The sequence below is a fragment of the Pirellulales bacterium genome, from assembly GCA_035533075.1.
Lineage (GTDB): Bacteria > Planctomycetota > Planctomycetia > Pirellulales > JAICIG01 > DASSFG01.
Genome location: DATLUO010000046.1, coordinates 1 through 19,880, shown reverse-complemented (window position 1 = coordinate 19,880; position 19,880 = coordinate 1). Strand labels below are relative to the sequence as shown.

Genomic DNA, 19,880 nt, shown 5'->3' with positions numbered 1-19,880 from the left:
GTCTACGGCGCCGCGACCGCATCGCGGCCATGGGCAATGTTGTTCGACAACGTTTAGAGAGGAGATTAATCATGATCCGGCAAGAAAGTACTTTGCGTCGCGTTCCTTTACTGGGAAGGGCATTGATTGGATTGTTGCTCTGGTGAGTTGTGCCAGGTTGGAGTGACGCGCAAGACACGCCTGCGCCGCCTGTGGCGAGCAAGCCACCATCGCCGCTTGATCCCGCAACTCCTCGTCCTCACTCGCGCGTCGCTTCGGCAGAGACCGAGGCGGCTCTCGATCGGGCAAACAGGTTGCTGCGCGGATTGCAATCCTGGGCGCCGTGGGGTATTGGAGACCAAGAGCGCAAGGTGGCGCAAGTAATGTCCGACGTTAAGGTGTTGCATCGCTATTTAAGTACGATGAGCCCTGAGACCAAGGTACCGAATGAGTACTCGGATGCATTGCGCGAAAAGAACGACGAATTGGCGCGTGAAGTGGCCAAGATGAATGAATTGGTGCGTGAGGTGACCAAGACGCTTGCGCGACTGGCGGCTCATGACAATTACAATTCTCTTGAAGGAGCGCCGCATTTGCCGGCCGCAAGCGGTCATCAGTTTGAGACCCTGACCCGGGCCAGGTATAAGCTGCCGAATGCAGTGGCGGAAGCGCTCGCCTCATTCATCAAAGAAAATTTCAGGAGCAATGTTGACGCAAAGGTGGAAGACGCCACGCTCACGGTCACCGCACCGGAAGAAGATCAGGTGCGGATCGCCGGATGCATTGAATTGCTTCGCGACCGGGCCACGTTCCTGACGCCTCCGAAGAACCCGGTTGACGCTGAACCTTGAACGCCCGAAACAATACGCGTTGACACAATGGGTCTCCCGTCGTTATCAAGTGGCGTAATCGAAGCAGTCGGCGTTTCATCGGGAAGGAAGACGTGATGAGCACAACCTTAACCGGCATCGATCAGCGCGGTTCCGCGGGCAAAATCGCCACTGCGCTTCGTCGCTGGCTTCCGTCGCATGCGCGCGGTTGGCAGCACTTCTTCTTGATTGCGCTCCTCCTGGCGTTGCAATTGGCCGGGGCGGTGCTGGCGCCCTGGGGCGCCGCACCGACGACTCCGTTTTGGGATTTCCTTTGCGCTGCGGCCATTGGCGCCACCCTGGCTCCGCCCACCTTGCTGGCTCTGTGGGCCGTTTTCGGGCCGGGTCAAAGCGCCGTCCGGTTGCCGCTTCTAGCCTGGTTTGCCGGCGCATATTATGTGGCCTTGCTTTTCGGCGAATGCCAAAGCAACGGCGGACCCGACGATTATACCTACATCGGGGAAGCTCCCTGGCTCGCCTCTTTTGTGATGATGCTGCTGCCGCTTGGGCTACTGCGAAGGATCCGACACTGGAGGCTGATGCTCATCGGTGATCGATCCGAAATGCTCCGCGCGACTCCTGGCGGCGGACTATCGGGCAGCCAATTCACCGTCCGCGCGCTCATGGGTTGGACCCTCGCGTCCGCGGTGCTACTCGCAGCGACCAAATCATTGATCGTGGAAGGGACAACCGAGCGCATAGGGTTGTTGGCCGACGCCTGGAACATTGCCCTGACTGGATCGTTGATTTCTTTGGCGGGCCTTTCCGTCGTGCCAGTTGCCTGGATTCTTTTAGCAAACGGCCGGCGACCTCTTCTGCGGACGGTTCTGGCCGCCTTGTTGCTTGCCGGGAGCGTCGGCGGAGTATTGTTGTTGGTTCACAGCACTACCTCGGGTGGCGATTGGAAGCAGCTCGTGTCGTATTTGAGCGGCACGCTCGTCAACGGAATGGGAACGCTGGCAGTTTTTGGAACGTGCGGATATCGACTGGTTCGCGGGCCGGAATTGGCCGCCCACTCGCTTCTGCCTCAGGAAACAATCCCCCCGCCGCTTTCGCGCACCCGTTTCCTCGCGGCGATCGCACCATTGGCCGCCATCGGCGTCGCGATGGCTTGTGCCGTGCCTCACCAGCTCAGGGAGTGGCGGAAGGGCACTATTTTCTACGGCTGGGAGAAGCGAGGTTTGTGGGCCAATTTCGATGAGGCGGGAAACGTCGAGAGCCTAAAGTCGTTCAAGTTCGCGTCACTTCCAGACGAAACCCTTTTGGCCATATCCCAATTGGCCACGCTGACTTATCTCGATCTTTCATCGTCGCCGATCGACGACCGACTACTTTCGTTCCTTGCCCCGCTTAAAGGCCTGAGATCGCTGAATATTTGCCATTCCGCGGTGACCGACGATGGGCTGCGCCAACTTCTTTCTCTGACGAATCTGGAAGTCCTGGGCATTCCCAACTCTCAAATCACCGACGCCGGTTTGTCGCACTTGACGGGCTTGCCGACACTATCGGTTCTCGACCTCAGCGTAACCAACATCACCGATGCCGGCTTGATGACGCTCGCCGGACTGCCACGGCTGTTTAATGTCGATGTGACACTGACAGCGGTCAGCGAGGCAGGGGCGGAACAATTCAGGACGCTTCGCCCGAACATCAAACTGGAAGGCGGAGCCTCCGATGCGGACGTGGCTCGGTGGATTCCAACGCGCACAACGGCGGGCCCCATGCCCTTCGTACGAGTCGATCATGGGCCACCTTCCTTAAAACGCTTGCATTTGCGCGGCCGGAAGAAAGTCGGCAATGCCGTGGCTAACCTGACCGACGCCGCGCTGCCCGCGCTGGCTGCGTATGATGAGCTTGAAGATCTCGATCTGCGTGAAACAGCAGTCACCGATCAGGGAATCCAGGCGCTGGCCGCCCTGAAACGGTTGAAGCACCTCGACCTGCGGGGTACGAATGTCACGGAGCACGCCGTCTCCAGATTGGCGGCGGTTCTGCCGGCATGCAGGATTCTCCGCTGACCGCTGGAGAAAATAGTTCCAGTCCTACGCCGCGCGGAGGTCGGTAACCATGTTCTGCGAAGCGTGGAATCGCCCATCGACCGCGTGAAGACGAATGCTAAAAACACCTTCGGTCAAATCCGCGAGCACATGGGACCGATTGTTTGTGCGAGGCTTGTGGTGTCCCTTCAGAGATGTTGGATTCGGCGCATGAGTCGTCGGACCAGAGCAGCGCCGCCTGATCGAACACTACTCGGTCAATCGGTAAAACCAGCGAATGCGACATCGCGGCTCGAGTGCGTGCGGCCGATTGCAGCGTCTGTACTCCGGCCAGAAAAAGTTCTCAATCACCGAGATCGAATGGTTTGCCGAGCATCCCCTTCCATTGCTTTTTCTGCTCGTCGGTCAGGATGGCCTCAATCTGGACTTGGTGATCGTGGCGGACCTTCATCACCTTGGAACGGATTTCTTCGGGGTTGCCGCCGGACTGGGCTTGTTTCATCAGAGGTTCGATCTTCTTGTACATGTCCTGAATCACGCCCATAAATTGATTCAGTTGCTCGTGCGTGATGTTCAGCTCTTTCACGATATCGGGACGGCCCAGGGCATGCGGTCCTTGCTGCTGTAGTTCCAGTTGCCGCAGCCGCTTGAGCTGCTCGGGCCGCAAGATCTCCTTGAGACGCGCCGCCAGCCTTTCGTGCGATTTCTGGCGGTGGGACCGCATCTCCTTTTCCGCCTCCTGCGGTTTCAAATCGCTGATCTTGTCAAAGACGTTCTTCGTCTGCTGAGCGTATTCGGGAAACTGTTCCAGCAGTTTTTGCTTCTGATCGTCGGAGAGGTTCAGCTCCTCTTGCACCTTGTCGCGGAAAACCAGAAAGGGTCCGCCGGCCAGTGCCTCGACCACGTGCTTGCGGACCTCATCTGGAAACTGTTGTGCCGGCGCCGCGGCGTCGCCCGCCTGGTCCGCGGCAATCGGCTCGCCGATAATGCCGTAGACCACGCCGCAATCGAGCCCTGGGTCGCGGCCCGCCCACTCGAGAATCACGTTGCGCTGGGCTTGCAATTCCGCTTCCGAAGGAACCTTCCCCCAGTTGAGTTTTTCGGAACCTCGCGCCACCAGAAGCAGTCGAGACATGCGCTCCTGTTTCATCTCAATGATTCCCTCCCAGGCGAGGTCGACCTCGTGCTCCCACAGCCGGCCGTCGGAACCGTTTGCGTCGCCGCGCTGAACTCCACGTGATTCCGATGTGCCCTCCACGCGTAACCGGACGGAATCGTCGTCGGCCCCCGTGATCCTTCGTGCCCAGAAGTCGCACTGCTTGAGATCGCCCCTGACCCCATTGCGGCCGTCCACCGGGTTCACGTCGAGTTCACCGAGGAACGCATGGCTGACCAGCAGCCGCGCCAGGTCGTCAGCCACACGGAAGCGGTCGCTGCCGGCGACGTGGAGGGCCTTCGACAAGGCCGCCTGCATGGCCACGGGCACATGGAAGCGGTCTTCAACGTAGTTTCGTTGCCGCAGCGTGTCGGCCACCGGTTTGCCGTCTTTGTCGAGCGCTCGGCCGAACAGCCGAGCGTCGATCGTCCCGCGTGGCACCGGTGGCTTTGCCGGACAACTTTTCCCGGCGGAGTGCCGTTGGGGAATCCGCGGGGCTTCGCCGTTGTCGTCGATGTCGGCAAGCCTTTCGCTAGGGAACTTCATGTAGCGCTCGGCCGGGAAGGGTTTTGTAGCGTCGGGAAACTGGGCGCTCCGCTTGAGGCAATGGTCGAGAAAGGCGGCCACGCTTTGCTCGTCGTCGAACATCTCCGCCCAGGCGAGCACCTTGCACGCCGAGTTGACGACGCAGATTCCCTGCGGAAGGATTTTGGACCGGCCGATTTCGCTGTATAGCCGGCCTTCGTCGTCGCTGGGCGGGTAGTTGACCAGCCCGGCCTTGAGGGCCACGGGGACGAAATCGGCATTCACGCGGCGGATGACGTCGGGATTCGAGAAGACCGCTGCACGAGCGGCACCGGCGAACCCTCAACAACGTGCGTCGTCGATGGGCCGGTCGATGAAGACCCAAAGCAAGGCGGGTTTGTTCTGGGCGCGTGCTTCCTTGAGCCCCTCCAGCAGGCAGCTCTGCCAGGCAATCTCTCGCCAGGCGACCTTGGCCGCTTTCAGGGCTTCGATCTCGCTTTGCAACGTTTCGGGCGTGGGTGCCTTCTTCGCCGGGCGTCCATCCTCAGCCCAGGCGATGCCGATGGTGGCCAGCAACAGGAAGGCGATGGTGATGGAAGTGAGCTTCATCGGAGTCTCCCTTTCGGTCATGGTTTGGTCGCGAAGCCGAGCCTGCGCTGTCTCACTGACACCGGCTAATCGGTTTGCTTATAACTAGAACTACCTCGCACCTGAAGCGAGAGTTTCACTCCTCCGGGGTTTTTCAAAATAGTCCCTCAGTTCTCTAAATTGCTGGTCATCCCCGAACGTCCCGCTACGTGCGTTCCCAGCATGATCAATCTTCACGAGAGCAACGATAGTCGCCCGCGAGATAACCGGCAAACTTGGAAGCCGGACTTGGTTCAAGACTGCGTCCCGCTTCTTGAACTTGCGACTTGCCGAAAGTTCACTTCACCTTCGTCACCGGCTGATCTGGGTGTGCCGGGTTCGGCACTTTGACTCGAATTTCACCCATATCATTCTCATTTGCAGATCGTGTTTTGGAACTCATCTCGCAATTCTACCAAAGGTCGGGCTTTCAAGTGATGGTCGCGTCCAAGTGTCTTCCCGCCGCGAAGTTGGGGAATAGATCACCTGGCGCCATGCGTGCGGAGCAACTTGATAATCTCGTGATGCCCGCGGTTCGTGGCCCATGCCAAAGGCGTTGCCCACGGTTCGGCATCCGCCTCCACTGGGTCAGCGCCGCGCTGTAGGTAAAGTCTGACAAGCTCGCTACGTCCCCACCGGCAGGCCCAGCCGAGCGGCGTCGATTTGAGCAGCGAGTCGCGTTTCGTCAGCGACGCGCCGGCGTCGAGCAGCATCGTCGCGCGCTGGAGGCGCTCCTCCTCGGTGGGCACAAAGGCTCCCCTGCGCCCCGCCACCGGCGTCGTCAGGTGATGCAGGAGGGTATAACCGCCGTCGCTGGGTATATCAGGATCGACTCCGTGATCCAGAACGATCTGCAAACCCTCGGGCACCTTGGCGTTCATGAGCACGCTGTTCCACCACGGATCGTCGCGCTTGCGCGTGATATGCGGCAGACACATCCGGATGAATTCAGGATCGCCGCCGCACAGACGCTCGGCCGCATCCTGGAGCTTGAGCGGCTCAGCGTCACCCAGACTGTACGCTGTCACGGTCCCGTCGAGAATCGCTTGCGCCGTTTTCGGGTCCGTCACGGTTTCGACCGTGAGCCGCGCTCCATACTGGCGCAACAGTGCCTCCATCTTCTCGTCTCCCGCGCTGCATATCGAGTCGCCGCAGGCGTACACAACGGCATTGACGTCGGCGCCGCGGGCCAGCAGCAACTCGGCGATTTCGTGCCGGCCGCATTGGGAAGCGAACCAGAGAGGCATGCCCCAGCTTCGGAACCCGTCGTCGGTGGGAACGGACTCATCGGGATCGAGTGCCAGATCCAGAAGCAGCGACACCATTTCCGGGCGGTTGACGCGCACGGCAATACTGATCAAGCCGCCGCGAACGAAATGGATTTCGTTGTGCAGCCGTCCTTCGCGATGCAGTCGCAACACCGCCTCGCGGTCGCCGAGGGCCACTGCTGCGCGGGGCGTGAGCTCGGCCCCCTTCTCAAGCAGCAGGCGGGCCGTCTCGTGAAATTGCGCAGGATCGACGTGCGCGTTCTCCATGAAATAAAAAATGGAGTCGCGTCCTTCGGGCGCCCGGCCGGCGACGAATGCCGCAAAGTCGAGCGGTGTTTTCCCGGATTCCACCGGATACTCATCGGCTGGGACCCGTACGGGAACCGCGCGCAACGCGAGGGCGTCGGGCGACGCACCGTGGTCGAGAAGCCAGCCCACCAGCGCGGGATCGTGCTTCCAGGCCGCGACGTGCAGCGGCGTGACGCCATAGACATCACACGCACTGATGAGCGCCGGGTCGCCTTCCATCAAGGCGATGGCCTCCGCGGCGCGGCCCTCGGCGATGGTGTGCCGCAGCGCACCGACCGCCGCGCTGGTGGACTTCCTCTCGTGGCTGAGCCGCGCGCGGCGATTGTCTTCCTCGCGCTCGATGGTGGCGACGATTTCGCTGTACTCGCGGTCGACGGCGATGGCGTAGGCCGAGGTCGCGTCGCGATGCGGCCAGATGCCCGTGCGCGCGTCCGCGCCGAGTCGCATCAGGACGCGGGTCAGCTCCACATCGCGACGCAGCACGGCGCGATGCAGCGCGCCGCCGCGGACGTCGGCCTGATGGTTGATCCACTCGGGATGCGCTTTGGCGATTCGCCGCACGACCGCCACGTCACCGGCTTCGGCCGCCGCGAAAAGTGCCGCGAAGTGTACGCCCTCGACGTGATTCTTGAGCGCGGGCCAGCTCGAAAAGCCGTAGGCTCGCGCCAGCACTCGCTGCGCGTCGGCCAAAGCGAAATCCGCTGGATCGGGGCTGCGTTCGAATCGTTCGACTTCGGCGACGGCTGCCTCTTGGCCGGCACGGTACGATTTGAGCAGTGCCTTGGCCTGCTTGCGGAGTTGGGCCAGGCTCGGCTTGTTCGGGAGAGTGCGCGTGGGGGTAGAGTGAGAAGACATGACGTCCTCCTTTCCGCGGCGGTTGGCCGCATGGCTCGGTGTCCGCGTCGCGAACCGAAAGAAGGTACGTTGACAATCCATAGCAACGCACGAGTCAGGTGGGCTCAGCCCTTTCCGCGGACACAGCAGCGCCCTGAACGCTTGGCGTTAATCTACCCTGCTGCTGACGTTTCATCCAGCATTGCTGTAAACGGTTCCCAGTCTCGGAGCGTAAGCTAAGTGACACGCTCTTCGCTCTTCCTGAATGACTTGACGCGCCGACCGGGCGAGGGTCGAGACGGCGAACTCGCTCACCGTCTGACCAAGCACGACCGGACCCCTATAACCGGCAAAGCCGGCCGCCGAAGGCTTAACATTTCTGCCGGCCAGGCAACTTTTTTGTTGCCCAAAATGCAGGCCGTAGCTTCAATGGAAAGACCGGGAGCGTCAGGGGCAACGCGGAACAGTCGACAACGATGCCGCATTTCGAGCGCATCAGGCGTCCCGGCGGCCTGCGGCTTGGCCCAGGCTTCCAGTCGCTCGCGCTTTCGGCATCCGGCTGTTTCCAGTTGTCCGCTAACCAGTCCTCGCCGCGGCGTCGCCGCGGTGGGGGGAAAACGTCTCCATCTCCATTGACTCGCGGGAGTTCAGCACATGTCTCGGCGAAAGAATCGTCGTAAGTCGAAGCCAACGTTGCGTTTCAACGAGGGGTCGCGGCGGCGGCGCACCATCATCGAATCGCTGGAAACTCGCCAGCTTCTCACCGGCGACACCTCGCCTTTTGGCTACCTCCAGATTCCCTTGGCCGCCGACCAATCGGGCGCCGCGCTGGTGCAGGATGCGAGCCTGCAAAACGCCTGGGGCGTGGCGGCTTTGCCCAACGGCGGGCCGGTCTGGGTGGCCGACGGCGCCACCGGCGTCGCTTCCCGATACCAGGGGGCGGTCAGCAGCGGCGGCAGCATCAGCGCGTTCAGCCAGTTGCCGCAAAACATTTCGGTGCCCGCCGGCGCTCCGACCGCCATCACCTTCAACCCCACCTTCGAATTCACGGTGGGCTCCGGCAATACGGCTTCGCCTCCCTTGTTTTTCATCGCGTCGCAAAACGGCGAGATCGACGCCTGGCAGAGCCTGCTGGGCACCCAGGCCCAAAAGGTGATCGGCGTCAGCGGCGCCGAATTCACCGGTCTGGCCGTGGCCAACAACGGCACTGCGAGTTTCCTCTACGCGGCCGACTTCCACGACGACAAGATCGACGTTTTCGATTCCAGCTATAACGCCACGACCCTCTCGGCCAACGCCTTTACCGACAGCAGTCTGCCGGCGGGATACGCGCCTTACAACATTCAGCTCATCAGCGGCCAGCTCTACGTCACCTATGCGTTGCAAGACGCGGCCAAGGAAACCCCCGTGGTCGGCGGCGGCAACGGCATCATCGATATCTACAACCTCGACGGCACGCTGGCCAAGACGTTCGCCAGCGCCGGCCAGTTGAACGTGCCCGATGGCCTGGCCATGGCGCCCAGCGGCTTCGGCGATTTCGCGGGCGATCTGTTGGTGGCCAACAGCGGCAACGGCGAAATCCTGGCTTACAACACGTCGGGCGTTTTCCAAGGCGCGTTGAACGACGGGCCGGGAAGCACCTCGCCGATCATCATTGATGGCGTGCGCGGGCTGGTCTTCGGCAACGGCTCGTCGGCCGGCGACGTCACCACGCTGTTCTATTCGGCGGCCAATGGCGGACACGGCCAGTTCGGCGAAATCCTGAATGCCTTCGACCAGTCGCTGGCCGTCGTGCCCACTGTGGTCACGGCCACGCAAGGCTCCTCGTTCTCCGGCACCTTGGCCACCCTGCGCGACAGCGACTCCACGCTCGCCGCCAGCGGTTTCGCGGCCGAGATCATGTGGGGCGACGGCACCAGCAGCGTCGCCACCGTGGTGTCGAACACCGACGGCGGCTTCAACATCAACGGCACGCACACCTACGCCTCGGCGGGCACCTATCAGGCCACAGTCACGGCCAGCGACACGGCCCTGAACGCCAGGACCGCCACGGCCACGGCCAACGTGATCGACACCAGCTTCAGCCCGGCGGGCGTGACATTTACCACCACCGAAGCCCAGTCGTTCAGCGGCTCCGTCGGCACTTTTGCGGACCCCAGCGGCATTGGCAATCAATACTTTGCCAACATCGACTGGGGCGACGGCTCGACCAGCGCCGGCACCGTGGCGCTCGCCGCCGGCGGCAGCGGATACAGTGTCACCGGAAGTCACACGTATACAGGGGGCGGCAGCTTTGCCGTCACGACCACGGTCTTGGAAGAGATGACCGGCAGCACCACGGCGGGCAGCTCGGCCATCGGCACCATCGCCAGCACCGCCGCCGTGACCGATCTGAATACGCTGACCGCCCAGGCCACCACCTTCTCGGCCACGCAAGGCACATCGGCGACCGTCGCGGTGGCCACGTTCACCGACACCTACGCCGCGGCCACGGCAGGCATCTTTTCGGCCACCATCGACTGGGGTGACGGCACCAGCACGAGCGCCGGCAGCGTGACGCAATCCAACGGCACGTTCACCGTCATGGGAACGCACGCCTTCGTCGAAAACGGTTCCATGTCGGCCACCGTCAGCATCAGCGACACGCCGGGCACGGCCAGCGCCACGGCCGTCTCCACCGCGACCGTCGCCGACGGCAACACGCTGACGGCCCAAGCGTTGACCTTCGTAACCAATCCCGGCCAGACGTTCGCCGGCAAGGTCGCCACGTTCAGCGACACCAACAGCCTGGTCCTGGGCTCCGACTTCAGCGCACAGATCGACTGGGGCGACGGCAGCAGTTCGGCGGGCACCGTCACCGCCGCCAACGGTGTGCTCACGGTCGCTGGCAGCCATAGCTATACCGCCGGCGGCCTGTCGGACGCGGTTGACGTCACCATTACCGAGAACGCTCACACCACGATCGCCTACCCCACGGCGACCAGCACCGCCGTGGTGCCGGCCGACGATGTCACCGGCACCGGAGAAACAATTTCGGCGACGGCTACTTCAGCGAGTTCGCAGCAGAGCCTGGCCACGTTCACCAAGAACGCGGGCAACCTCGCCGACACATTCACCGCCACGATCGACTGGGGCGATGGCACGTCATTTACGACCGGCACGGTGACCGCCGATGGCAGCGGTGGCTACGACGTGCTCGGCAGCCACACGTACTCGACGCCCGGTGCGTATACGCCCGACGTGATCGTCTACGAATCGACGGCCGGCGGCAGCGCCACGCCCGCCGCGGCGATCGCGGCGACGGCCAACGTGGCCAGTCCCGTGGTGCTCTCGGCCGCCACGCTGACCGGGCCGGAGCATACCGCGACCGCGTTTACCGTGGCCACCTTCACCGACGTCGACGCCAGCGCGATCGCCGGCGATTTCACCGCCACGATCGACTGGGGCGATGGAAGCGGTTCGTCGGCGGGCAGCGTCACGGGATCCGCTGGCCACTTCACGGTGTCGGGCACGCACTCCTTTGCCGATGCCGGCACGTTCAGCGTCGGCGTGAGCCTCAGCGAGGCAACGCCGACCGTCTTGTCCAACAGCGTCACTTCGTCGGCCACCATCAGCCAGGACGACGCATTCACTCCGTCCGCGGCTTCGCTGACGGCCACGGTGGGCACAGCCTTCAGTGGCGTCGTCGCCACATTTACCGACACCGACACGGTTTCCTCTTCCAACGCCTTCACCGCGGTCATCTCCTGGGGTGACAATAATTCCTCCAGCGCGGGCACGGTTACGGGCGCGAACGGCGTGTTCACCGTCAGCGGCGTCCATACTTACAGCCAGGACGGCAGCTTTCCGCTGACCGTGACGATCGAAAACAGCAGCTCGCTGCCTGGGGCGACGGAGAGCGCCGCCACCGGCAGCGCCCTGGTTTCGCCCGGTTCGGCCTTGAGCGTCACCGGAACGTCCATCACTCCCACAGAAGGGCAAACGTTCAGCGGGACCGTCGCCACCGTTACCGATACGGGCAGCTCGCTGGCCGCCTCGGCCTTTACGGCCACGATCAACTGGGGCGATGGCACGTCGTCGACCGCCACCGTCACCGGCGCCAGCGGCAGCTACACCGTCGCCGGCAGCCACACGTACACCGAAGAAGGAACATTCCAAGCGACGGTCTCGGTCACAGAAACGGCCATCAGCGCCACGGTGAGCGCCACCACCAGCGCCACCGTTGGCGAGGGCGATACGCTGACCGCGGTGGCCGGCACCGTCACGGCCACCCAAGGCAGCACATTCACGGGGGCCGTGGCCACGTTTGTCGACACCAACACCGGCGCCGCGGCCAGCGATTTCACCGCCACCATCGATTGGGGCGACGGCAGCAGCACGACGGCCGGCAGCGTCACCGCTTCCAACGGCACGCTCGCCGTGTCGGGCAGTCACGACTACAGCGCGACCGGCTCCGACAGCATCAAAGTCAGTTTGAGCGACAACAGTCCCGGCACGGCATCGGCCGCCGCCACATCCACCGCCACCGTCGTCACCACGTCCACCACTACGACTTCGACCGCCACGGCCACGATCAGCGGCGAGGTGTTTGACGACGTGAACGTGAACCGCGTGCTCGATTCGGGCGAAATCGGTCTGGGCGGACGCACCGTGTTTCTGAACAACGACGGCACCGGCGTCCCCGACAGCAGCAATCCGTCGACCGCGACCGACGCCAACGGCAACTATACGTTCACGGCCCTGGCGGCGGGCAGCTACAGCGTGATGGAAGTCGTGCCCGCCAATCACGGCGTGACGCTGACTACGAACCCGCAAACGCTGTCGGTCACCGCCGGCGAAAACGTCACGGGCATCAACATCGGCAACGTCCTGACCAGCACCCTTCTGCCGCTGCAGGTTCCGCTCACACGCCTGCCGGCCGCCAGCGATGCCAACACGGCCTACATCAACGCCGTGTATGCGAGCATTTTGGGGCACGCTCCCGACGCCACCGGCCTGGCCTACTGGCAGCAGCAGATGACGGGCGGCGCCGGCCGGGCCAGCGTGGCCCAAGGCGTGTGGGACTCGGCCGAGCACCGCGGCATGGAAGTCGAGCAGTTCTATGAAGAGTTTCTCGGCCGTCCATCCGATCCGGCGGGCAAGTCGTTCTGGACCGCCGCCTTCAACGCCTGGGGGACCGAACAGATCGAGGTCGAGGGCTTCCTCACTTCGACGGAATTCATGAACCTGCACTCCGGGGAAACGGCCTTCGTCGACGCGCTGTACAACAACGTCGCCCTCCGCGCGCCCGACTCGACGGGCGAAAGCTACTGGGTCGGTCAGCTCGCCTCGGGCCAAACGCTGTTGCAGGTGGCCTCGGCCTTCGTCTTCGGCCAAGAGGCGAGCACGGCCGTGGTCGACGCCTTCTATTCCGACTTCTTGCACCGCGCGCCCGACAGCGCCGATCTGCAAATGTGGGTCAACGATCTCACCTCGCACACGCTGAACGGCGAGCAAGTCGGCGTGCAGATTCTGGCATCCGGCGAGTATTACAGCGACATGACGGGTAACCACGCGCCGTCGATCACCAGTGCCAACAGCACGGGCTTCACCACAGGCTCGGCCGGCAGCTTCACCATCACCACGACGGGCAGCCCGACGGCGGCCATCAGCGAAAGCGGTGCGTTGCCCAGCGGAGTGACTTTGGTCGATAACCACGACGGCACGGCGACGCTGGCCGGCACCCCCGCCGCGGGCACGGCCGGCACGTACCGCCTCACGATCAAGGCGAGCAACGGCACGGCACCCGACGCCAGCCAGACGTTCACCCTGACCGTCAGCTAAAAGATCGCGTGCTTAATAACTCCCAGCCACCACTCTTTCTTTCGCCTACAGCCGCATGCGGTATAAAAGGGATCTGGCCGGGAGCGACGACTCCCGGCGATGTCACCACCCCTGACGCGAGAGCCGCTGATGAGCCAACCGCTTCCCACGGTCTATTTAGCGCGGCACGGCGAAACCGAATGGTCGCAGTTGGGCCGGCATACGGGCCTGACCGACATTCCACTGACGCCGCGCGGCGAACAAAACGCCCGCCAGCTCGGCCGGCGGCTGCGCGAGCTGACGTTTGCCCGTGTGCTCACCAGCCCGCTCATTCGGGCGCGGCGCACCTGCGAGCTGGCGGGCTACGGCGACCGGGCCGAGGCCGACCCCGATTTGGTCGAATGGAACTACGGCCACTTCGAAGGTCTGCGCACGGCCGAGATTCGGCTCAATAGGCCCGACTGGATGTTGTTCCGCGACGGATGCCCCGGCGGCGAATCGTTTCAAGAACTCACCCAGCGGGCCGACCGCGTGATTGCCCGATTGCGGGCCATGCAGGCCGACGTGTTGGTTTTCGGGCACAGCCACTTCAGCCGCATGCTGGCCGCGCGGTGGCTCGGCTTGCCCGTCGAAGACGCTCGGTTGTTCATTCTGTCCACCGCCGCGCTCGGCGCGCTGAGCTACGAGCACACGCGCGAGGAGCCGGCCCTCCGCTTCTGGAATGACGACCGGCATCTCTCGGCCCCGACCGTGGAGGATTCTTGACAAAAGACGTCCGTCAGGAATGATAAGGGGCGAAGCCACGGTTTATTGCAAGGAGGTCTGCGCGATGTCGACCGATCACACGACTCAGGGTTCTCAGCCATTGCCTGAAGCGGACCGCCAGCGGCGGCTGCGGTGCGGCGACGTGGTCCACGTCAAGCCCGGCAGCCGGCACCCGATCTACGCCGATTTGCCGATGGGCGGCTGGTCGGGAACCGTCGAACGCATTCAAAAACATAAAACCGATCGCCGCCGCCGCTGCTGGGTCTGCTTTTTTGATTCGACCACCGAGCGGCTGCACCCGGTGTACGAAGACCGCGAGCGGCGCGACAACGGCGACGACTGCGAATTGTGGGACAACTGGCTGCCGGAAGAGCAACTCGCACGGGGCGAGGTCCCTCCCGACGCGATCGAGCAGCCCGTTTTGCCGCCCTCGTTCGAGAAAGCGGGCGATCGGCAGGTCCGCGCCTTGTTCGGCTTGGGGCCCGACGACCCTTACCCGGATTGCGAGCCCAAGACCTGGCGGGTTTGGCATCGTTTCTTGACGGAGCACATTCCGTTGCCGCGTCTTGCTGCCGAAGACGAAGACGATGACGAGGACGACGATTTCTATGGCGAGCGGCTGATACTCCAGCGGCTGTTATTGCCCGACGAGCTGCCGGACGATTATCCCGATGACGAAGACCGACATGGGGTTTACGGCGAGCTTGCCGTCGAGGGCGACGAGGCGTTGGTCCTGCCGCTGGACGAAATCCTGTTGCCCGAAGACGATCCCTATGACAACCTGCTGCGCGACTACGATCATTGGTACGACGCGATCCACGATTCATTGGATGCGGACGGCGACGACTTCGACGACATTCCTTTCGGCATGACGCGCTCGCAGTTCAAACCGTTGTGGAACGCGGCGAAAAAATCGGCCTTCAGGCCTGACGCCGGCATCCCCCCGCCGGACGAAACCGACCTGGAATCGGCCATGTCGTTGCTCGACCGCCGCTCGCAGCCGATCGTGGAGGAGCCGCCGGACTTCGACGCGCCGCCCGAGCCGATTCGCGCGGCGCCGCGCGTCGGCCGCAACGATCCCTGTCCCTGCGGCAGCGGCAAGAAGTACAAGAAGTGCTGCCTGCGCGGCACGTGAGAATGTCAACACGCATATCGGCAATTCTCGTCGCGTCGATCATCGCCGCGCCCCTATGGGCGCAAGACGACGCCCTGCCGAGCGCCGGCAAGACCGTGCCCGGCATGGAAAGCTACGACCGGTTCATTCCGGCCTTTCTGCACAAGTGGCAACTGCCGGGCGGGTCGATCGCCGTGGCAAAGAACGGCCGGTTGCTGTTGGCCCGTGGATATGGATGGGCCGATGTCGAAGCGAAAAAGCCCGTTGGCCCCGGCTCGCTGTTCCGCATCGCCAGTGTCAGCAAGCCGATCACCGCGGCGGCGGTGCTGCGATTGGCGGAACAGCAGCGGCTTTCGCTCGACGACCGGGCGTTCGACCTGCTGCCGAAGTTCCGCTTGCCCGATGGCCCTGGAATCGACGCGCGGCTGCGCACGATCACCGTGCGGCAGCTTTTGCAGCACACGGCCGGTTGGGACCGCGACAAGAGCTTCGACCCGATGTTCCGGCCGGGCATCATCGCCCAGGCGACCGGCACGCCGTCGCCGGCCACCAGCGAGGCGATCGTGCGCTACATGCTGCGGCAGCCGCTCGATTTTTCGCCGGGCCAGCGGTACGCCTATTCCAACTTCGGTTACTGCCTGCTCGGCCGGGTCATCGAAGCGATCACGGGCAAGCCGTACGAAGAAGCCCTCCGAGAGCTGGTGCTCGCGCCGTGTGGCATTGAGCGGATGCGGCTTGGCCGCACGCGGCCCGGCGATCGGGCCGACGCCGAAGTGCGATATTATCACACGGTCGAAGGCCCGACGGCGAGCGTCTTTCCCGACGTGAAGGAACCGGTGGCCTGGCCCGACGGAGGTTTTTATATCGAGGCGATGGATGCCCACGGTGGCTGGACCGCTTCGGCGGCCGACCTAGTGCGGTTCGCTTCCGCCGTGGACGGCGCTCGGCCGCCGGCGCTGTTGTCGCCGGAAAGCGTCCGCTTGATCGCAACGCGGCCGGCGCCGCCCGTTTCTCAGCACCAGCCCACGTTTTACGGCCTCGGCTGGAACATTCGCCCGACCGCCGAGGGTGCGAACTGGTGGCACACCGGTTCGTTGCCCGGCACGGTGACGATTCTGGTCCGCACCAGCGACGGGCGCGCGTGGGCCGCGCTGTTCAACGGCCGGCCCCGCGACGATCAGCTCCGCCCGATGCAGCGCGAGATCGACGAATTGATGTGGCGTGCGGCCGGCGAAGTGACGCACTGGCCGGAGCACGATTTGTTTGAGAAGTGAAGCAGGTCTTTACTCTTGGCGTTACCTCGTTGCTAAACGTAGGGTGGGACCAGCGAGCTTGCGAGCGCCGGCCCACCGATTTGAGGCGTCAGGTTTCAGGCGTCAGGACAAGCAACCTGATGCCTGACGCCTGACCCGGATTATTCATGAGGTGGTCGCCGCGGAAGCGGCGACCGTGTTGGGAACGCGCGCGTGGTCTCGGTGGTCGTCGCGGTGGCGATGCGCCGACACCGCCCCCTTTCCCCAGTTCGGAAAGCGATGAACTGGCAGGCCTACCTCGAACACGATGGGCCATTCTGGAGCGAGGCGTGCGGGCCTTTTCGCTCATCCACGCAGAACGATTTCTAAAATAGTATCGCGGTAGGGATGGCCCTTGCGGTGTTCCAAACATGCTCGGCGACCATTGGCCGTCCTCCGAAACCCCGGCTCGAAGCCATTTCTTCAACAGCCGAAGCAGGCGGCGGCCGCCGACAGCGGCCCGGATTGCCGGCTCTTCGGCAGTCCGACTAAAATGCGGGCGTCTTGAACCTAGTCCACGGACGTCCGCGCGGCCGTATCGCGGCGTTGCGGGGCTTGCTAGACTCATGCCCGGTACGAATCGTCCCCCTTCGGGACCGAAACCATGCAGAAACTCACCGACTACTTCATGACGGCAGAGGCGGCCGACATCCTCGGCGTCTCCCAAAACACGCTCCGGGCATGGGCCAGGGAAGGCAAAATCCCGATGCACCGAAACCCGGTGAATGGCTATCGACTGTTCAAGCGAGCGGACTTGGAAAAGCTGCTGAAGAAGACGGCGAAGCCGGTAAAGCCAAAGTAGCGAGCGTGGACCGGTATCAGAAAGAGATTGCCATGACTTCGCCTGAACACAAGCTTGAAAACCAGCTTATCGAGAAGCTTCAAGACTTGAAGTACGAATACCGGGCGGACATCCGCGACCGGGCCGCGCTGGAGAAAAACTTCCGCAAGAAGTTCGAGGCACTCAACCACGTCCGCCTCACGGATGCCGAATTCCAACGCCTGCTTGAGGAAATCGTCACTCCCGATGTCTTCACCGCCGCCCACACCCTCCGCAACCGCAGCAGCTTCACCCGCGACGACGGCACCCCGCTCAACTTCACGCTCGTCAACATCGACGAGTGGTGCAAAAACACGTTCGAGGTCGTCAGCCAACTCCGCATCAACACCGACAACAGCCACCACCGCTACGACGTCATCCTGCTCGTCAACGGCATCCCCGCCGCGCAGACCGAGCTCAAAACCCTCGGCATCAACCCCCGCCGCGCCATCGAGCAGATCGTCGAATACAAGAACGACCCCGGCAACGGCTACACGCGCACGATCCTCTGCTTCGTGCAACTCTTCATCGTCACCAACCGCGACAGCACCTATTACTTCGCCAACAATAACGCCCGCCATTTCGCCTTCAACGCCGACGAGCGCTTTTTGCGCATCTATGAGCACGCGCTCGCCGACAATTCGAAGGTCAAGGGGCTCGACGCGTTCGCCGATGAATTTTTGGCGAAGTGTACGCTCGCGGAAACGATCAGCCGATACATGGTGCTGGTCGCCAGCGAACAAAAACTGCTGATGATGCCGCCGTACCAGATTTACGCCGTCAAAAACATCGTGGACTGTATCGACAAAAACCTCGGCAACGGCTACGTCTGGCATACCACCGGCAGCGGCAAGACGCTCACCAGTTTCAAGGCTTCGACGCCACTCAAGGCGAACCTCAGCGTCGACAAGTGCCTGTTCGTCGTCGACCGCAAAGACCTCGACCGGCAAACCCGCGAAGAGTTCAACCGTTTCCAGGAAGGCTGTGTCGAAGAGAACACCAACACCCGGGCACTCGTCGATCGCCTGCTTTCCGACGACGCCGCCGACAAGGTCATCGTCTGCACCATTCAAAAGCTGGGCCTGGCGCTCGACGAGAACAGCAAGCATCAAACCGATTGGCGTGCATCAGGGTCCCGCCACGCGCTCGGCGACCACCGTCGCCACATCCGCGAGGGCTGAAATGCGCTCCCGCCGCCTAGTTGCGGCTAGCAGCTAACTCACCTATCATTGGTGGTCACTCTGCATTTAATGAAGTTCCGCGGGTTTCGGCAGGCGATGTGCGCTGATTCGGCTAAAGTGGAAGGGCCTGAACTTGTTATCGGGCTTGTTGCTGCGATCGGCACAGACCTCGAGCCGGTGTCGGCGGCAATCGAAAAGTCGCTCAAGGCCGTCAACTACGCGTGCGACCGCATCCGCCTGAGCCAACTTTTAGACGACGTGCGAAACTCCATCGGCGTTCCGCTCGTCGAGCGCCCGGAGGACCGGCGCTACCATTCGCACATGGATGCCGGAAATGAGCTGCGCAAGAAGATGCAGCGCGGGGATGCTTTGGCGGCAATAGCGATCGGTGCAATTCGCGAAGTCCGCAAATCTTGCGGCTCCGAGGATGCGCCGCTCCCTCGGCACGCATATCTGCTGCGTTCGCTTAAACACCCGGATGAAGTCTCGCTTTTGAGACGTGTCTATGGCCCAGCCTTCGTGTTGGTCGCCGCCTATTCGCCGCAATCACGGCGTCTGCAGAATCTCGCGTCACGGATCGCCGCCTCGTATAACGAATTCCATTCGGAGAATCGTTTGCCAGACGCACAAGAGCTTATCAAGCGAGACGAAGCGGAGACGCTCGATAAATTCGGTCAAAACGTTCGCGAGGTCTATCCACGTGCGGATTTCTTCATCGACGCCAGCGACGCGAATCGGTTGCAGAGGGAGATCAATCGAGTCATCGAGCTGCTGTTCGGCAACTCTTTTCACACACCGACTCGGGATGAGTATGGCATGTTCCACGCGCGCGCCGCCGCACTCCGTTCCGCATCGTTGCAGCGGCAAGTCGGCGCGGTCGTCGCCTCGGCGGAAGGCGACATTATCGCAGCGGGCGCCAATGAAGTCCCAAGGGCGGGCGGCGGGCTTTGCTGGGCCGGCGACGAACCGGATCAACGTGACTTTGTCCTTGGAGAAGAGACGAACGATCGACTAAAGCGCCGGATGCTGGCGGAGATACTGCACCGCCTCATGGAACAAAAATGGCTGGCTGACGATAAATCGGCTCTTGGGGTCGATGAATTGGTTGGAAGGGCGCTTGACGGGCCGTTGGCATTGATGAAGGACGCCCAGATTATGAACGTCATCGAGTTCGGCCGGTGCGTTCATGCTGAGATGGCAGCTCTCCTCGATGCCGCGCGCAGGGGAACGTCCGTTAGGGGCTGCACGGTCTACTGCACTACCTTTCCGTGTCATGATTGCGCGAGGCATATCCTCGCGGCTGGCATCAGTCGCGTCGTCTTTGTCGAGCCATATCCCAAGA

At 62.8% G+C, this 19,880-nt stretch carries 12 protein-coding genes; 9 read left to right on the top strand and 3 right to left on the bottom strand.

Translation table 11 applies throughout. The features are described from left to right. Positions 1-362 precede the first annotated feature (362 nt). Positions 363-830 (top strand): hypothetical protein, encoded by a 468-nt coding sequence (locus tag VNH11_05845; GenBank protein ID HVA45892.1) that lies wholly within the window; start codon positions 363-365, stop codon positions 828-830. 92 nt (positions 831-922) lie between these two features. Continuing rightward, complete coding sequence (locus VNH11_05840; protein ID HVA45891.1) at positions 923-2,866, top strand: hypothetical protein; 1,944 nt, start codon at positions 923-925, stop codon at positions 2,864-2,866. Between the two features lie 322 nt (positions 2,867-3,188). Here the strand turns inward: VNH11_05840 and VNH11_05835 are convergent, their stop codons facing one another. The 3 genes from VNH11_05835 to VNH11_05825 all read right to left on the bottom strand — a co-directional run bounded on the left by VNH11_05835 (position 3,189) and on the right by VNH11_05825 (position 7,420). After that, positions 3,189-4,811 carry a hypothetical protein gene (locus VNH11_05835; protein HVA45890.1) on the bottom strand — a complete coding sequence of 541 codons (1,623 nt, stop codon included), beginning with the start codon at positions 4,809-4,811 and terminating at the stop codon, positions 3,189-3,191. A gap of 57 nt (positions 4,812-4,868) precedes the next feature. Continuing rightward, positions 4,869-5,135: a hypothetical protein gene (locus VNH11_05830; protein ID HVA45889.1), complete on the bottom strand. Its 267-nt coding sequence runs from the start codon at positions 5,133-5,135 to the stop codon at positions 4,869-4,871. A 500-nt stretch (positions 5,136-5,635) separates the two neighbouring features. Further along, positions 5,636-7,420, bottom strand: a complete 1,785-nt coding sequence (locus VNH11_05825; GenBank protein HVA45888.1) for an ankyrin repeat domain-containing protein — start codon at positions 7,418-7,420, stop codon at positions 5,636-5,638. Between the two features lie 798 nt (positions 7,421-8,218). On the opposite strand from VNH11_05825, the gene VNH11_05820 reads away from it, so the two are divergent. The 7 genes from VNH11_05820 to VNH11_05790 all read left to right on the top strand — a co-directional run. Further along, complete coding sequence (locus tag VNH11_05820; protein ID HVA45887.1) at positions 8,219-13,387, top strand: TIGR03118 family protein; 5,169 nt, start codon at positions 8,219-8,221, stop codon at positions 13,385-13,387. Positions 13,388-13,516: 129 nt separating this feature from the next. Beyond that, entirely contained in the window at positions 13,517-14,131 is a 615-nt protein-coding gene (locus tag VNH11_05815) for a histidine phosphatase family protein (GenBank protein ID HVA45886.1), read from the top strand. A gap of 64 nt (positions 14,132-14,195) precedes the next feature. Then, a complete protein-coding gene (locus VNH11_05810) occupies positions 14,196-15,266 on the top strand; it encodes an SEC-C metal-binding domain-containing protein (GenBank protein HVA45885.1) in 1,071 nt (356 codons plus the stop codon). Between the two features lie 2 nt (positions 15,267-15,268). After that, positions 15,269-16,519, top strand: coding sequence for a serine hydrolase domain-containing protein (locus tag VNH11_05805; protein ID HVA45884.1), 1,251 nt, complete (start codon positions 15,269-15,271; stop codon positions 16,517-16,519). A 622-nt stretch (positions 16,520-17,141) separates the two neighbouring features. Continuing rightward, positions 17,142-17,339, top strand: a complete 198-nt coding sequence (locus VNH11_05800; protein ID HVA45883.1) for a helix-turn-helix domain-containing protein — start codon at positions 17,142-17,144, stop codon at positions 17,337-17,339. A 32-nt stretch (positions 17,340-17,371) separates the two neighbouring features. Next, entirely contained in the window at positions 17,372-18,538 is a 1,167-nt protein-coding gene (locus VNH11_05795; protein HVA45882.1) for a type I restriction endonuclease, read from the top strand. Positions 18,539-18,589: 51 nt separating this feature from the next. Next, the coding region (locus VNH11_05790) for an anti-phage dCTP deaminase (GenBank protein HVA45881.1) at positions 18,590-19,880 on the top strand (1,291 nt) is incomplete at its 3' end.